The organism is Horticoccus luteus (assembly GCF_019464535.1).
Classification (GTDB): Bacteria; Verrucomicrobiota; Verrucomicrobiia; order Opitutales; family Opitutaceae; genus Horticoccus; species Horticoccus luteus.
Genome location: NZ_CP080507.1, coordinates 2,822,929 through 2,838,968 on the forward strand (window position 1 = coordinate 2,822,929; position 16,040 = coordinate 2,838,968).

The window sequence follows — 16,040 nt, forward strand, 5'->3', positions numbered from 1 at the left end:
TCACTTGCTCACGCCCGCCAGCACGAGCAGCACCGTGTTGAGATTGAACAACCCGTGCGCGATCATCGTCACCGCCGCATTGTCCGTGCGCTCATACGCGAGCGAAAACACGACGCCCAGCGCGACCAGCGGCATGAACGTCGCGAGGTTCACATGCAGCGCGCCAAACAGCACCGCCGGCAGCAGCAACGCCCCCCAGCGAGGCACCCGCGTGCGCAGATAACGAAACAGTCCCGCCCGAAACAACAGCTCCTCACCCACCGGCGCCACCACGGTCGCCAGCAACGTCATCGCGATCAAAAGCCCCGGCGAATCCGCATGCGCAAACATATCGACGATGTCCTGCTCCTCGATCGGCACGCCCAGCGCCAGCAACAGATTCTGCCAGAGCAAAGACACCACCGCCACGACCGGCAGCACGATCAGAAACGTCGTCGCTCCCGCCCGCCACGCCGCGGCATCCAGCCGCCATCGCGCCGCATCGCGATCAAGCCGAAGACGGAAAAGAACCAATCCCCCGATCAAACCGAAATGTAATGCGCCGCCGGCGATCAGCATTTTTTGCGTGTCCGTCAGCGCGGCATGCGTGACCAGCGCACCCGCGGCCAGTTGCGCGACCAGCGCCGCGGTGATCGCGAGCCACGCGAAAAGTAGAAAATCCACTTTGGAAATCCGCCACGCCCCCAGCGGTCGCGGCGCCGCCCGACCCGCCGCACTCAGCCCCTGCCACCACAGCAGGACGACGCCGGCCAGGAAAAAGATTCCTTCCAAGGCGAAGACGGCAAGGCGGGCGGAGGACGAAAACATGCGGGGCGAAGTGCGAAGCAAATCTCGCGCGGGCGCAATGGCGGAGGCTCGCACTCGAAGATGTCCGCCCCAAAAAGTCTGCCGTCGGTGAAACACCAGGTCGAACCCGCCGTCGCCGGCGGGTTTTCCGGCGCCCTGACGCCGCCAACCCTCTCCCTCCCGTCGCGAACGGCAGGATCCCATGCGCCCATGAAACCATGAACCCGGCATGTGCAAGTCACGGCTCTTTCGCCGACCGAGGGCGAGGACAGTCGAAGGCAGAGCGAACGCGGGGCTGGATCGCCGGGCGAACGAGCCTTTTTGGCGCCGGTGAAGCCGTTCCACGTCGAGGTGCCGGATCAAAAGGCCCGAGTCGATCACTCGCCGCGCATGACAATATCTCCCCACAAACCACAAAAATTGACCCCATTTCCATTCCCGACTATTGGCCATCCCGTCGAGTCAAGATTCAAGACGTGCGGTTTTTGGCTTTGGCTCCGTCGAGGCAGTTCGGCGTGGAGCGGCATGCGCGGCAGCATGGCCGCTGACGCTGCCGATGCCGGCACGACCGCGCAACGGCGTTTTCGCTCAGTTGAACAGCTCCCGCGGCAGGCCGCTCTGGCGGATGATCGAAGCGAGCGTGCCGCGCGGGAGCTCGCGCCGTCCGGCCGGCACGATCACCGTGTGCCCGGCCGCGTCGCGGTATTTGATGTGACTGCCTTTCTGCGACACGAACGCGAAGCCATGCGCGAGCAGGATTTCGACGACTTGCGCGGAGCTGAGCAGGCTAGCCATGCACGACGCCTTCACCGACGAGCACCTCGTCGATCTGCTGGTATTCCGCCGCCGGGCTGTTCTCGAAGTAGAGTTCCACCGCCTCCTTCAGGCTCGCAATCGCCTCCTCCACCGTCTCGCCGAAGCTCGACACGTCGACGTTGAGGCACTGTGCCACGTAGTACGGCGGCTCCTTGTAGATGCAAAACTTGATGGTACGCATGGCTTGAACGTAGCTCGAACCGTTCATTGAGCAACGCCCTTTTCGCGCGGGTCGCAGCGGCGGTGCGCCCCCTTCAGTTATCTCCTGCACGTGGCGCAGGTTCGCCCGGTTCTGCAACAGATGCAGACGGTGTTTCAGATCGTCGCACAGCGCAAGGCTGGCGCGCCGTGCGCCGCTCGTTCGTCTTGTCAAGAGTCAAGACCGGACGTCTCAGACAGGACGTCTTTTGCTCGGGGGTATGATCCGGTGATAGGTAACAAACTATCCGGAGTGATAGGTGACACATAATCCGGAGTGATGGGTTACACTGCACGGCACAATGCCGTGGCAAAACGTAACCCCAATGGAAGAGATCAATCGATTTGTCATTCTGGCGCAGAGCGGCCGTTTTACGGTGAGCGATCTGTGCGAACAGTTCGGCATCAGCCGGAAGACGGGCTACAAGCATTTGGTGCGCTACGCGGCGTCGGGCCTGGCTGGCCTGCAGCCGCGCAGCCATCGGCCGCACACGTTTCCGCAGCGCACCGACGCGGCCGTTGAGGCGCTGATCCTCGCCGAACGCCGTCAACACCGCACGTGGGGACCGAAGAAGCTGCAGGCGGTGCTCGAGTTGAAGCATGGGATCGAGCGCCCGCCGGCGTGCAGCACGATCGCCGAGTTGCTGCGGCGGCACGGGTTGAGCGTGCGCCGCCGACGCCGTCCCGGCGCCTTTGCCGCGAGCAACGACGGCCTGACCGTCCCGACCCAGCCCAATCACGTCTGGACGGTGGACTTCAAGGGCTGGTTCATGTTGGGCAACCAGCAGCGCTGCGATCCGCTGACCGTCTGCGATCGCTACAGCCATTACGTGTTGGCGTGCGACGCGCGGCCCAACCAGCAGTTCAAAGGCACGCGGCACGCGTTTCGCGGGCTGATGCGGCACCATGGGCTGCCGGAGATCATTCGCTGCGATCTGGGCGCGCCGTTCGCCTCCATCGGCCTGGGGCGGCTGTCCAGCCTGAGCGTGTGGTGGATCGAGCAGGGCATCGAAGTGGAGTTCACGCGGCCGGGTTCGCCGCAGGACAACGGTTCGCACGAGCGCATGCACCGCGATCTGAAGGCGGAGGCGACGCAGCCCGCCTCGCCCAACTTCGCGGCCCAACAGCGTCGTTTCGATCGCTGGCAGCACACCTACAACCACGAGCGGCCCCACGAGGCGCTCGACCAGCGCCCGCCCGCCGAGTTTTACCGCCCCAGCGCCCGGCGACTGGGCGAGAACGACAAACCTCTGGTCTATCCGGCCCACCAACAAGTCAAAGTCGTCTCCGACTCCGGCCATGTCGCGCACGAAGGTCGCAACTACTACATGGGCGATGCGTTTGCCGGCAAGCGGGTCGGCTTGGAACACAGCGACACGGGCCAGACCGAAGTGTATTTCGCCAACGTACATCTGGGCCATCTCGCCTACGACGCCGAGGGCGGTCGCTTTCACCCCACCGCCTACGTCAAACCGGCCCGGCCCGCGCCCCATCCCCACCAGCCGCCTGCGGCGGCCGTCAGAGCGGGGAGGGAGCAAGCACCCTCCCCAGCACCCCTCCCTTAATATATCTTCCGCCCAAACCTACAAACCTCTCGCTACAACAACTCATTATCCTCTATCAAAAGTGTCACCCATCACTCCGGACAGTTTGTCACCTATCACCGGATCGAACCCAGCCTCCACTGTTGAAGAGCAAAGGGGTCAGGCTTTGTAATATGTAGTTCATACCTGTTTTTGCGCGCTCCAAGCGCTGACTGTCGGCTGACGGAATACAGCCTGCGCATTTACGCGCAAGGCCAAGCCAGCGGCTCGTTGCCGCGGCCCGCGCTCTTTCATAGCGGCCACGACGCCCACTTTCGGCGAGGCTGAGTCGAAACCCTTGCGCCAATCTTGACTAGGCGGACTGGTCAATGGTCCGGATTAAAAGCGGGATAGAGTTTCATGCCCACGACAGCGCCCTACCAACGTGGCGGTGGGGCCGGCCGCGGAGACATCTTCGATCGGCTCGTTGTTTCCGATTGGAGCCGCCGGTCCACCCTCAAACGATCTTCCGCCCGTCAAAAACCACCCGCCCACCGACAATCGTTTTCTTCACGCGTCCCGTCAGCGTCCGGCCGTGCCACGGTGAGTTGCTCGACTTGCTGAAGCCCGCCTTCGCATCGTAGGCCCACGTCTCTTTCGGATCGAAAAGACAGACATCCGCCTCCGCGCCGACCGCCAGCGTCCCCGCCGGCAACCCGAGAATCTCCGCCGGCCGCCGCGTCATCAGATCGACCAAGTGCGCCAGCTTGAATTTGTTCTCCCGCACCAACACGCCGAGCGAAACGGCGAGCGCCGTCTCCAGTCCGATGATGCCATTGGGCGCGAAATCGAATTCCTTATCCTTCTCGTAATCGGTGTGCGGCGCGTGGTCGGTGCCGATGCAATCGAGAACACCTTCGCGCAAACCCGCGATCAACGCCTGCCGGTCCTCCTCCTCGCGCAACGGCGGGTTCATCTTGAAATTCGTGTCGTAGGTGCCGAGCGCGGCATCCGTCAGCGCCAGATGATGTGGCGTCGCCTCCGCCGTGATCTTCACGCCCCGCGATTTCGCCCGCCGGATGATTTCCACCGAGAGCCGCGACGAAATGTGCTGCAGGTGAATGTGCGCCCCGGTGTAAGTCGAAAGGATCACATTGCGCGAAACGATCAGGTCTTCCGCCGCATGCGGCCAGCCGCGCAGGCCGAGCCGGGTCGACATCGCGCCCTCGTTCATCACCGCGCCCTGCGTCATGGAGTGATCCTGACAATGATCCATGATCGGCAGGTCAAACATCCGTGCGTATTCACACGCGCGCCGCATGAGCTCGTTGCTCTGCACGCAATCCCCGTCGTCGGTGATCGCCGCCACACCCGCGCGTTTCAACGACCCGATCGGCGCCAGCGCCTGCCCTTTCATGCCCACCGTGATGCAACCCGTCGGCAGCACCCGCACCACCGCATCGCGCCGGATCGCGTCGTTGATGAATTGGATCGTGCCCGCGTTGTCCGCCGGTGGCGAGGTGTTCGGCATGCACACCACCGTCGTAAAACCGCCCGCCGCCGCCGCGCGCGAACCCGTCGCGATCGTTTCCTTGTGCGTCTGCCCCGGCTCGCGGAAATGCACGTGGATGTCCACCAGCCCCGGACACGCCACAAGGCCCGCGCCGTCGATTTTCTTCGCGGCTTTGCGCTCCGCGGCGGACAACGACGCGACGAAGCGGCCGTTTTTGATGAACACATCGCCGACTTCGTCCCGTCGGGCGGCGGGGTCGATCACGCGGGCGTTGGCGATCCAGAGGCTGGGCATGGCAAAATTATTCGACGACGGTGACGTGCTCCGGCTGGCCGCCGGCACACAGATAAAGCGCGGCCATGCGGACCGCGAGGCCGTTGCTCACCTGCTCGAGGATCACGCTGCGTTCGCCATCGGCGAGTTCGCTGTCGATTTCGACGCCGCGGTTGATCGGCCCGGGATGCATGATGATCGCCTTCGGATTCAGCCACGAGGCGCGCGTCTTGTTCAGACCAAACATGCTCGTGTATTCGCCGAGCGACGGAAAATGGCTGCTCGCCTGCCGCTCGTGCTGGATGCGCAACAGCATCACCACTTCCGCGTCCGCCAGCGCCGATTTCAAATCGTGCGACACCGCCACGCCGAGCTCCGTGAACCACTGCGGCACCAGCGTCGACGGGCCGACGAGCGTCACATTGGCGCCCATTTTGGTCAACGCGTGGATGTTCGAGCGCGCCACGCGGCTGAACAAAATATCGCCGAGGATCACGACCTTGCGGCCCTTCATCGCGCCGAGTCGCTCCTTCATCGTGAACGTGTCCAGCAGCCCCTGCGTCGGATGCTCGTGCGCGCCATCGCCGGCGTTGACCACCGGGATATCGAGGATCTTCGAGAGAAACAGCGGCGAGCCCGCCGCCGCGTGGCGGATGACGATCATATCCGCGTTGAGCGCCTGGATGTTTTCCGCCGTATCGCGCAACGTTTCGCCCTTCGTCGTCGACGAACTCGCCGCGTCGAATGAAATCACGTCCGCACTCAACCGTTTCGCCGCCATGTCGAACGCCATGCGCGTGCGCGTGCTCGGTTCGAGAAACAGGTTGACGATCGTCTTGCCCCGCAGCGCCGGCACTTTTTTCACACTGCGTTTCAAGATGGTCTTGAACGCCGCCGCCGTCGCGTGGACCTGTTCAATCTCGGCCAGCGAGAGTTCCTCGATCGTGAGCAGATGGCGTCGGTTCCAGGTCATGGGAAGAACAACTAGCTCTGATTCGCCGCCGCGGTTTTCTTCGCCGGCGCCACGCGCAACCCATCGCGGTCGGAGTCCGCCGGGTCCAGCGTCACGCTGACTTTCTCCTCTGCGGCGACGTCAATTTCGAGGCCGGTGTAATCCGCCGCCAGCGGCAGCATGCGTCCGCCGCGATCGGCGAGCACCGCGAGCTCCACCTTCGCCGGCCGGCCGTGGTCGAACAATTCGTCGAGCGCCGCCTTCACCGTGCGACCGGAAAACAACACGTCGTCGACGAGAATCACCGTCGCTCCGTCCACGTCTCCCGGGATTTGCGTCGGCACGAACTCCTTCGGAATCGGGTTGCGGCCAATGTCGTCGCGGTGAAACGAAATATCGATCGTGCCCACGCGTTTCGCGCCGATCCGCCGGCCGAGCCGCCGCGCCAGTTCAATCCCGCCATTGGCGATCCCGAGCAGAATCAACTCCGCCGGCCGCGCGTGGCGGGCCAAAATGCCTTCGGCCAGCCGCTCAATCGCAGCGTGCAGTTGCCCGGATCCAATGGTTTTCGGCGTGCCCACCAAGGGCCGTTTGTGCCGTTCGTCCGCGCTGCGTAAAGCGAAATGTCCGCTGCTCCGCGTCACCGGCTCGTGCGCTGCCCGCGCGGCGCTCAAAACAGCACGCGCCCCTCCGCCCGCGGCGGCGCCGGGACGCCCAGAATCCGCGCAAGCGTCGGTGCGATGTCGTCGACGCCCACGCGCTCCACGTAGCGGCCCGGTTTCACCCCGACGCCGAACCACAGCATCGGCACGTGCGTATCGTAATTGTAAGGCGAGCCGTGAGTCGTCCCCGCCGGCGTCTTGTCGATCCAAAATGGCTTCGGCTGCATCAACACATCACCGCTGCGCGCCGCGTTGAAACTCAGGAGCATCCGCGCGCCGAGTTCATCGTGCACTTCCCCGCGTTCGAGTTGCGTCCGCGTGTAAACGGCCTGCACGAACGGCAGCGCCGCCACCGCCTCCGCCGCCACGCGTTGCGCCTCGTTCGCCGCCACATGACGCGCTCTCAACGTCGCCGCCACCAACCGCAACGACAGGCCGTCCCGCACCACCCAATGACCGTCCGCCGGCGCCGGTCCGAATTGCGCGATCAACGCCTGTTCCGCCGCCCCCGTCATCTTTCCGCCGTCAAAACGCCCCGCGTCGAAATGCGGTGAGATCGCGTGAATGTGCTCCGGCGTTGGCGCCGCTCCGTGGTCCGCCGTCAACACGATCGTGCAATGCGCGAGCCCCACCTGCTGGTCCACCGCCGCCAGCAGCCGCGCCAACTGACCGTCCAGCCGCACCACCATATCCATCATCTCCTGGCTGTCCGGCCCGTAAGCATGGCCGACGTAGTCCGTCGCCGAATAACTGACCGTGAGCACATCGGTCGTGCCGCGTTGCCCGAGTTGCTCGTTGCGCAGCGTCGCGACCGCCAGATCCGTTAAAAACTCCAGACTGAACGGCGACGTGTTGAACGCGCTGTAAAACGCCGGCGTAATCCGGTCAGCGCCGCCTGTGATGCGATGCGGAAACACCCGCGTCAGCCCCAACCCGTCCGATTCTCCCGCCATATCGTCCACGTCCTGCAGCGCATAATCTTTTTCCGGCAGCGCCCGGTCCCAGACGCGGTTGAAATATTTTTCCACGCGCCCTTCCGCATTAAACGCCACCAGCCACGCCGGCAGCTTGGGGCCGTAATATGTCGAACTCACCACGCGGCCTCCCTCCATCCAATACGCCGCGTCGGCCAGTTTCCCGCTCATCAAAATCGCCGCGCGATCCTTGTTGGACACGCCGATGACGCGCGGCCGGTTCGCCCGCGCCATCTTCAATTCGTCGCCCACCGTGTCGGCGAGCAGATGCGCCGGCGAACGGCCTTTCGCCGCCGTCACCGCGGCCGGCGCGTCGTCTCCGGCCGCCTGCCCGATGATGCTCACGCTGCGATCCTCGACGCAGTTCACCCGCGTCATCTCCTCTCCTTCCAACCACTCGTTGGCGATGATTCCTCCGACGTTCGCATGCACGCCGGTCAACATCACCGCGTGGCCCGGTCCCGTATACGTAATCGAATGCCGGAAATGACAATCGACGAAATCCGCGCCCTGCTCCTGCAACCGGCGAAAACCTTCCCGGCCGAAATACGGCGCGAAACGCTCCAGGTAATCGTGGCGGAACTGGTCGATACTGATGACCACCACGAGCGCAGGGGGCGGCGCCTCCTTTGTCCCGGCGCTCGCGGAGAAAACCCCGGCGAGCAGCATTAGGCCGATAACACGAGGGCAACGCGTGACCTGGAGCATGCGCGCAACCTAGGCAATCAGGCTGGCGCGTCGACGTTTTCCTGCTCCCCACCGTCTTGATGCACCGACCGGCTTTGACTCCCGTCTTCCGCTCGACTTGGGTAGCGCCTCCTTCATGGCCGATTTTCTCGAATCCAAGTCCACCAACCTCCAGCGCGCCTTCCTCATCGGCGTGCAAACGTCCGACATGCCCGATGGCGAAGGCACCGAACTCCTCGCCGAATTGCGCGAGTTGGTGGAGAACCTCGGGATCACCGTCACCCGCGCGGTCCTCGTCAACCTTCGCTCGCCCACCCCCGCGACACTCCTCGGCTCCGGTAAAACCACCGAACTCATCGACCTCGCGCACGAGGACGAAGCCGATGTCATCGTCATCGACGAAACGCTTTCCCCCGCGCAGCAGCGCAACTGGGAGAAACAGTCCGAGATCGCCGTCATCGACCGCCAGGAAGTCATTCTCGAGGTCTTCGCCGACCGCGCGCACACCCGGGAAGCCGTGTTGCAGGTCGCGCTCGCGCGCATGGAATACTCCCTGCCCCGCCTCACCCGCGCGTGGACCCATCTTTCCCGCCAACGCGGCAAGGGTTCCCTCGGCGGCGAAGGCGAGACGCAGCTTGAGCAGGATCGCCGCATCGTGCGCGATCGCATCACGCGGCTCAAAGCCGAGCTGATCGAAGTGCGCCAGCAACGCGACGTGCAGCGCCGCCGCCGCTTGCGGGTGCCCGTGCCCACCGCCGCGATCGTCGGCTACACCAATGCCGGCAAATCCTCCCTCCTCAACGCCCTCACCGGCGCGCACGTTCTCGCCGAAAACAAGCTCTTCGCCACGCTCGATCCCACGACGCGCCAACTCCTGCTCCGCGGCAACCAGAAGCTCCTCGTCACCGACACCGTCGGTTTCATTCGCCGCCTCCCGCACGGTTTGGTCGAAGCGTTCAAAGCCACGCTCGAAGAGGTCGTCGTCGCCGATTTCCTGATCCACGTGCTCGACCTCACGAATCCGAATTTCGCGAAACATCACGCCACCACGCTCGCCGTCCTCGACGAGCTCGGCGCGACCGGCAAGACCATCCTCACCGTCTTCAACAAAGACGACGCCGCCACCGATGCCTTGCGCAGCCAGGCCCGCGGCCTTGCGCCCGACGCCCTCTTCGTCAGCGCCAAAACCGGCGCCGGCCTTCCCGCCCTCGAAGATCACTGCGTTGAACTGATCGCCAACACCCTCGCCTCAACTGAACTCCTCGTGCCGCACGAACGCTACGATGTCATCGCTCGTCTGCATTCGCTGGGCGACGTGCAGGAGCAGGAACACCGCGACGACGGCGTTTACCTGCGCGGGCGCTTTCCCGCCACGCAGGCCGGCCTCTTCGGCCCCTTCGTGCTCGCGCCGAAGCGCTGAGTGCGCTCCGCCGCGTCAGTTCGCGTCGTAGATCTGCACCCGCGTCCACCACGTTTTGCACTGCGCGAGAAACGCGAGGTGCAGCGGATGCGTTTGATAAACATTGTGCGCCGCGATATCCGCAAAAACGCACGTGATCGCATGGTCGAACGTGGCGTCCACCACCGGGCGCGCCGGTAACGCCGCAGGCCGGCCGGTATAAAACGCCTCCATGGGGATGCCGCGAAGGCTCGCCAGCGCGGCGGCAAACGCCTCGCGTTGCGCCGCGGTTAAGTCGGACTTCAGCCAGAAGTAAACGGTGTGCACGAGCATGGCATGCAGCGTTCGCAGTCGGAGGCCGAAGCGCAAGTCCGGCGCCGCTCTCGCGTCGTGGTTTCCCCGAGTGCAGTCCGCCTCCGCACCGCGCTCTCCTATGCGACGCTGAGACCGCATCCCGATAGGCCACCCGCTCCGATCGCGCTAGCATCGCGCCCTCTCGCCTCCTCAACCCTTTTTCCGGAGCTCACTTTGCACCATCGCACCTTTCATGGCACCACCGAGTTTGGCTCGGTCACCACGCTGCTCCCTTATCGTGACCGCCGCGCGGCCGGCCAAGTGCTCGCGGAGCAACTGCACCGCTTCACCGGCCGGATGGATCTCGTCGTGATCGCGCTCGCCCGCGGAGGTGTGCCGGTCGGCTACGAAATTTCCCGCGCCTTGCGCGCGCCGCTGGATGTTTTCGTCGTGCACCGCCTCGCATTCCCTGGCGAGCCCGACCTCGTGATGGGCGCCCTCGCGTCTGGCGGCGTTTGCGTGCTCGACCGCGACGTCATGCAACACCACGCCATCGACGCCGAGGCGATGAAACGCGCCGTCGCCGAAGCGCTGCCCTTCCTGGAGCGCCGCGAGCAGGCGTTGCGCGGCGATCGCCCGCCGCTGGATGTGCGCGATCGCCACGTGCTGTTCGTCGACGATGGCGTTGCCACCGGCGCAACCATGCGCGTCGCCCTCGCCGGCCTGCGCGCCCAATCGCCGGCCTCAGTCACGATTGCTGTGCCCGTGGGCGCCTCCGGGGCGCTCGAAGCGCTCGCCGTTGACGTGGATGAAATCGTTTGCCCGCGGATGCCGGACCCGTTGTTCGCCGTCGGTTTATCCTATGATCGCTTTCCGGATTTGGATGACGCCGATGTCTGCGCACTCCTCGCGCGCGCACCTTGGTCGCAGCCCGCTCCCCACGTCCGCCGCGCCGTGGGATAAAATTATTTCACAAAACGTGCGCGCGGATGGCTCACCTGCCCGCCAGCGTGGTCGAAAGGAATGCCATGGGGATCGCGGTTTTAATTTTCGGTGCTTACGCCGCCTTGGTGGGATTTCTCGGTTACCTGCTCGCCCGCGCCGCTCCGTCGGGATTTGAAGACGAAACCGGTTTCCACCAAGGAGACGAACCACTGCCGCCCCCGCCTCACCACTGGCCGTTGGGCGCCTGAGGAGAAACCCGCCGCTTTCCGGCGGGTTTTTGTTTGGCACTGCCCGGCCGGCATTTCTCGCCCCGGAATAATTTCTTGCACGCCGGGCAAATCATGCGACCGTCAAACCCTTGAACGCACGGAGCGGATGAAAAATCCCGCCCGGCCGTTCTCTTCGGGCGTCTCTTTTCGATGAAGGACCGTCAGAGGTCACTTCCCTCATCGAGCTATCGCCCGCCGCCATTTCGGCCGCGCGGCTTCACCGGCGCCTGGCGTCGGTTTCATCATGACACCTGATCAGTCCATTACCTTTGCGTCGCTGCAACTTGCGGCGCCGCTCCAACGCGCTCTCGCCGACAAGGCCTATACGCACCCTTCGCCCATTCAGGCGCAGGCCATTCCGCTCCTGCTCGACGGCCGCGATGTCATCGGCATCGCTCAGACCGGCACCGGCAAAACCGCCGCCTTCGCGTTGCCGATGTTGCACCGCCTCAGCACGCAGCCGAAGCCCATCGTCGCCCGCCAGCCGCGCGCGTTGATTCTCACGCCCACCCGCGAGCTCGCCGCGCAGATCGCGGAAAACATCGCGCTCTACGGCCGCTACTTGCAACTGCGCCACACCGTCATTTTCGGCGGCGTCGGCGAACAGCCGCAAATCCGCCAGCTTGCTGCCGGCGTCGATATCGTCGTCGCCACCCCTGGCCGTCTTCTCGACCTGATGGAGCAACGCTGCCTCGCGCTGGATCGCGTGGAATTCTTTGTTCTCGATGAAGCCGATCGCATGCTCGACATGGGTTTTGCTCCGTCCGTGAAACGCGTGCTCGCGAAGCTCCCCGCCCGCCGCCAGTCCCTCCTCTTTTCCGCGACGATGCCCGAGACCATCCGCTCGCTCGCCAGCGCGTTTTTGCGCGATCCCGTGCGCGTCGAGGTCAGCCCCGTCGCCTCCACCGCCGAACGCATCGACCAACGCGTGTGCCATGTCGACGCCGGCAATAAACCCCGCTTGCTCGTGCACCTGCTGGAAACGCATCCGGAAGGCCTCGCGCTCGTCTTCTCGCGCACCAAACACGGCGCCAACCGCATCGCCAAAAACCTCGTGCGTGACGGCATCCCCGCCGACGCCATTCACGGCAACAAATCGCAAGGCGCCCGCGAACGCGCCTTGGCGGCGTTTCGCAACGGCACCCTCCGCGTCCTCGTCGCGACCGACATCGCGGCCCGCGGCATCGACGTCAAAGGCATCGGCCTCGTCGTCAACTTCGACCTGCCCAACGAGCCCGAGTCCTACGTTCATCGCATCGGCCGCACCGCGCGTGCCGGCGCCGACGGCCTCGCGATCGCCCTGTGCAGCGCCGAGGAACGCTCCTTCCTGCGCGACATCCAACGCCTTATCCGTCGCGAAATCCCGGTCTTCACCGACCACCCGTTTCCCATCGGATCCGCGGTCCCGCGCCCCGCGCCTGCTGATCGCGCACCGCACGGCCATCGCAATCACTCGTCGCACGCCCGTCCCGCGGGCCGTTCGCACTCGAATCACGGCTCCGCGCCCTCCCCCGCGGCCCGCCCCGCCGGCCACGCTCCCGCGGCCGCGAAACCCGCCGCGCATTCCCCGCTCGCGCGGGGTCGCTCGTGGGGCTTTGCCCGCCCCGGCGGTCGCGGCCCTTCATCGCGCTAAGTCAGCGTGTTAGCTCACCTTGCCGCCGGCTCCTCGGAGCCGGCGGTTTGCGTTTCAGACTTCGGGCACGCAACCGAGAATGTGCGTTCCTCTCCTTCACGCTTTTCCTGCAATCATGGACGTGCCGAGGCGCACGCGGCGGCGTTTTTTAATGTCCGACCGCCGGCCGAGGGCGTGCCATTTCTGTTTCTTCCGATTTCCATTTGCGCCCGCGGGCGGGTCGTAAAAGCTCGCTACGATGAATGAGCCTACGCCCAAGGGGCACGCCGGATTCGGTTTGAGCACAAGAGACGTCAAGCGCCGTCACTTGATGTGGAAGGCGATGTTGGTGGGATTGGTGGCTGGCGTGCTGGCGTCCGCCTTTCGACTCTCGCTCACCTACGCTGAACATTGGCGCATCACGCAGATCCACGCGCATCACACGTGGTTCGCCGCGGCCATTTCCATTGGTCTCGCCATGGTCGGCGGCGGACTCGGCGTGTGGCTCGTGCGTCGCTACGCGCCCGAGACGGCGGGCAGCGGCATCCCGCATCTGAAAGCGGTCGTGCTCGGTCGGCAAACGCTGCGGTGGAAGCGGCTCATCCCCATCAAATTTTTCGCCGGCCTGCTCGCCATTGGCGGCGGCTTCGCGCTCGGTCGCGAAGGCCCCACGGTGCAAATGGGCGGCGCAACCGGTCTCGCCGTCAGCGACGCTTTGCGGATCACGCCCGGCGAAGGCGAACGCAAGGCCCTCATCAGCGCCGGCTCCGGCGCCGGCCTCGCCGCGGCCTTTAACGCGCCGCTGTCCGGCGTGATGTTCGTGCTCGAAGAATTGCACGGTGCCTTCACGCCGGTCGTGTTTATTTCGGCCTTTCTGGCGTGTGTTTCGGCCGATGTCGTCGCCCGCGTGTTGACTGGCAGCATGCCGGTGTTCGCCCTGCCCATCGTGACGCCGCCGCCGCTCACGATCCTGCCGCTGGCCGCGCTCATGGGCGTCGTGCTGGGTTTTGTGGGCGTGGCCTACAATCGCGGTCTCATCGCCAGTCTGGATTGGTTTGGAAAATTCAAACGCGTTTCACCCTTCGTCGTCGGCGCCCTCGCCGGCCTCGTGATCGGCGTGGTGGGTTATTTCTGGCCGGGTGTCGTCGGTTCCGGCTACCCCTTGGCGGACCGTTCCCTCACCGGCGAAATTGCGTTTCACTGGCTGCCTCTGCTGTTTCTCGCGCGTTTTGTTCTCACGTTGGTGAGCTACGGCTGCGGTGCCGCCGGCGGCATCTTTGCGCCGATCCTCGTCATCGGTGCGCTCGCGGGCGTCTTCATCGGCATGGTCGGCCACAACGTCAGCCCCGCTTGGATTCCCTCCGTGCCGGTGTTTGCGGTCTTGGGCATGGGAGCGCTTTTCGCCGCCGCGGTGCGCGCGCCACTTACCGGCATCGTGCTGATGGTCGAAATGACCGGACAGTATAACATCATGCTGCCGCTCCTCACCGCCTGCCTCTGCGCCTACGGTGTCGCCGAAGCGCTGCACACGCCCCCCATCTACGAAGCGCTCCTTGAGCGCTCCTTCCCCGATCCCGCGCACGCGCACCAGGCGTAGGCGGAGTCCGGACACGCGCTAATATAGCGCCGGCGGAATCTAAAACACTTTCGCCAACGCGGCCTGAGGCGGGGCGACAGCGCCTGCCCTGTCGGCAACACGCCGGATGGAATTTACACTTCCTTTACGTGCCACGAAAGCCGCGGGCGTGTGGCGTAATTATTTCATTTCGCGCCCCCGGTGCGGCGATATGGCGTCTCGCCTCCCGCCCGCGGTGAATCAGCGCTTTCTTTACCAATAAAAATACTTGCGCCCTATACTCAGTCTGTTGCCCTCCAGCCCGTCGCTTCAACCAGAGTCCGCACTCCATTCCTGCAGCCATGGTTGAGGTTGCGGCCCCTAGTTTCCTCCGAGCCGCTTCTGCTGCGGGTTGGTCGATCCGCCTCGATGTCCGTTTTCAACTTCTTCTTTTCGCTCCCCGTCTCGCTTCCCGCCCGGACTACTGCTGGTCCGCTGTGGCGAGCACCCACCATGCTCGCTGTCGCCGCTGTCCTGTCCCTGCTCAGCCCTGTCCGCACCTTGGCGGTCGACGTCGCGAGCGCCCCCGTTGGCTATGTTAATATAACTCTTCTACGCGCCTCCGACACCATCGTCGCGGTGCCGTTGGCCGCGGGGATTGCATACAGTGGCAGGATAACCTCCATCCTCCCGTCCGCCGGCGGTCAATTTATCGTAAAGGTTTCCGGCGCGCCCGCTTTTGCGTCCGACCAATTCAAGCAATTTTACTATTTGCGCATCGGCACCGGCGCACGCCACGGCGCCTATTTCACCATCGTCGCCAACACCGCGGATACGCTCACTTTAGACAGTGAGGGCAATGACTATTCAGCCCTGGCCGTCGGCGACACGATCAAGATCCGGCGTTACTGGACGCTGGGCACTCTTTTCCCGGTCGCTGAATCGAACACCCCGCTCAATCCGCTCGCCGCCTCGCCCGGCCCGCTCGGTCCGCAACGCCGCTCGCAGATCATCCTCTTCGATCACGGCTACGAAGGCATCAATCTGCCCGCGGCCGGTGTGTATTATTTTACCTCCGCCGGTTGGTATCAAGCGGTGACGGGCAACCCGCGGGCCGACGACATCGTGCTCCATCCCGACAGCAGCTTCATCATTCGTCAGCCGGCGGTGATTGCGCAGGATACCGTCTGGGCGGTCGCGGGTTCAGTCGTCGAAGAAGACGAGCGGATCCCCCTCTTCACCTCATCCTCCGGCCCTCAAGACAACGTCGTCGCCCTCAACCGCCCCTTCGACACCGCCCTGAGCGCCAGCGGACTTGACGCCTCGTTCGTCGCCAGCGCTTCCACGTTTCCCAACGACCGGCGCGATCAACTTCTCGTCTTCGATAACACCGTGCGCGCTTTCAACAAGACGCCCGTCGCCACTTATTATCGGGTTGGCCGCGATTGGATCAAAGCGGCTCCCGGCAATCCCACCGCCAACGACACCGTGCTCAACGCCACGACCGGCCTCGTCATTCGCAAGTTTCGGGACGCGACCAGCGCCTCGACCGAATGGGTGAGCCCCCACGTCAACTGAGCCC

General features: G+C 64.6%; 15 protein-coding genes. 7 read left to right on the forward strand and 8 right to left on the reverse strand.

All coding sequences use genetic code 11. The features are described 5' to 3' along the window. The 3 genes from K0B96_RS11525 to K0B96_RS11535 form a co-directional block, all read right to left on the reverse strand. The gene (locus K0B96_RS11525; RefSeq protein WP_220161045.1) at positions 1-807 is read right to left on the reverse strand and encodes a CPBP family intramembrane glutamic endopeptidase; all 807 of its coding nucleotides are present in this window, start codon (positions 805-807) and stop codon (positions 1-3) included. Positions 808-1,374: 567 nt separating this feature from the next. After that, positions 1,375-1,581 (reverse strand): type II toxin-antitoxin system HicA family toxin, encoded by a 207-nt coding sequence (locus tag K0B96_RS11530; RefSeq protein ID WP_220161046.1) that lies wholly within the window; start codon positions 1,579-1,581, stop codon positions 1,375-1,377. Beyond that, the gene (locus K0B96_RS11535; RefSeq protein ID WP_220161047.1) at positions 1,574-1,783 is read right to left on the reverse strand and encodes a type II toxin-antitoxin system HicB family antitoxin; all 210 of its coding nucleotides are present in this window, start codon (positions 1,781-1,783) and stop codon (positions 1,574-1,576) included. The genes K0B96_RS11530 and K0B96_RS11535 overlap by 8 nt, the downstream gene beginning before the upstream one ends. A 343-nt stretch (positions 1,784-2,126) precedes the next feature. On the opposite strand from K0B96_RS11535, the gene K0B96_RS11540 reads away from it, so the two are divergent. After that, the gene (locus K0B96_RS11540; RefSeq protein WP_220161048.1) at positions 2,127-3,365 is read left to right on the forward strand and encodes an integrase core domain-containing protein; all 1,239 of its coding nucleotides are present in this window, start codon (positions 2,127-2,129) and stop codon (positions 3,363-3,365) included. A 475-nt stretch (positions 3,366-3,840) separates the two neighbouring features. Here K0B96_RS11540 and K0B96_RS11545 read toward each other — a convergent pair whose 3' ends face one another. From K0B96_RS11545 to K0B96_RS11560, 4 genes are all read right to left on the reverse strand, one after another. After that, positions 3,841-5,130, reverse strand: a complete 1,290-nt coding sequence (locus tag K0B96_RS11545; RefSeq protein WP_220161049.1) for a dihydroorotase — start codon at positions 5,128-5,130, stop codon at positions 3,841-3,843. 7 nt (positions 5,131-5,137) lie between these two features. After that, positions 5,138-6,082, reverse strand: a complete 945-nt coding sequence (locus tag K0B96_RS11550) for an aspartate carbamoyltransferase catalytic subunit (protein WP_220161050.1) — start codon at positions 6,080-6,082, stop codon at positions 5,138-5,140. 11 nt (positions 6,083-6,093) lie between these two features. Continuing rightward, the gene (gene pyrR, locus K0B96_RS11555) at positions 6,094-6,642 is read right to left on the reverse strand and encodes a bifunctional pyr operon transcriptional regulator/uracil phosphoribosyltransferase PyrR (RefSeq protein WP_220161051.1); all 549 of its coding nucleotides are present in this window, start codon (positions 6,640-6,642) and stop codon (positions 6,094-6,096) included. Positions 6,643-6,731: 89 nt separating this feature from the next. Next, positions 6,732-8,366: an alkaline phosphatase family protein gene (locus K0B96_RS11560; protein ID WP_220161052.1), complete on the reverse strand. Its 1,635-nt coding sequence runs from the start codon at positions 8,364-8,366 to the stop codon at positions 6,732-6,734. Between the two features lie 154 nt (positions 8,367-8,520). Here K0B96_RS11560 and hflX point away from each other — a divergent pair, with 154 nt between their 5' ends. Then, positions 8,521-9,804: a GTPase HflX gene (gene hflX, locus K0B96_RS11565; RefSeq protein WP_220161053.1), complete on the forward strand. Its 1,284-nt coding sequence runs from the start codon at positions 8,521-8,523 to the stop codon at positions 9,802-9,804. Between the two features lie 15 nt (positions 9,805-9,819). Here the strand turns inward: hflX and K0B96_RS11570 are convergent, their stop codons facing one another. Then, the gene (locus K0B96_RS11570; protein ID WP_220161054.1) at positions 9,820-10,116 is read right to left on the reverse strand and encodes a Dabb family protein; all 297 of its coding nucleotides are present in this window, start codon (positions 10,114-10,116) and stop codon (positions 9,820-9,822) included. A gap of 195 nt (positions 10,117-10,311) precedes the next feature. Here K0B96_RS11570 and K0B96_RS11575 point away from each other — a divergent pair, with 195 nt between their 5' ends. The 5 genes from K0B96_RS11575 to K0B96_RS11595 all read left to right on the forward strand — a co-directional run bounded on the left by K0B96_RS11575 (position 10,312) and on the right by K0B96_RS11595 (position 16,036). Then, positions 10,312-11,040, forward strand: coding sequence for a phosphoribosyltransferase (locus K0B96_RS11575; RefSeq protein ID WP_220161055.1), 729 nt, complete (start codon positions 10,312-10,314; stop codon positions 11,038-11,040). Between the two features lie 26 nt (positions 11,041-11,066). After that, complete coding sequence (locus K0B96_RS11580) at positions 11,067-11,270, forward strand: hypothetical protein (RefSeq protein ID WP_220161056.1); 204 nt, start codon at positions 11,067-11,069, stop codon at positions 11,268-11,270. A gap of 265 nt (positions 11,271-11,535) precedes the next feature. Beyond that, positions 11,536-12,924, forward strand: coding sequence for a DEAD/DEAH box helicase (locus tag K0B96_RS11585; protein WP_220161057.1), 1,389 nt, complete (start codon positions 11,536-11,538; stop codon positions 12,922-12,924). A gap of 277 nt (positions 12,925-13,201) precedes the next feature. Beyond that, positions 13,202-14,500 (forward strand): H(+)/Cl(-) exchange transporter ClcA, encoded by a 1,299-nt coding sequence (gene clcA / locus K0B96_RS11590; RefSeq protein ID WP_220161058.1) that lies wholly within the window; start codon positions 13,202-13,204, stop codon positions 14,498-14,500. A 471-nt stretch (positions 14,501-14,971) separates the two neighbouring features. Further along, a complete protein-coding gene (locus tag K0B96_RS11595; protein WP_220161059.1) occupies positions 14,972-16,036 on the forward strand; it encodes a TIGR02597 family protein in 1,065 nt (354 codons plus the stop codon). Positions 16,037-16,040 lie beyond the last annotated feature (4 nt).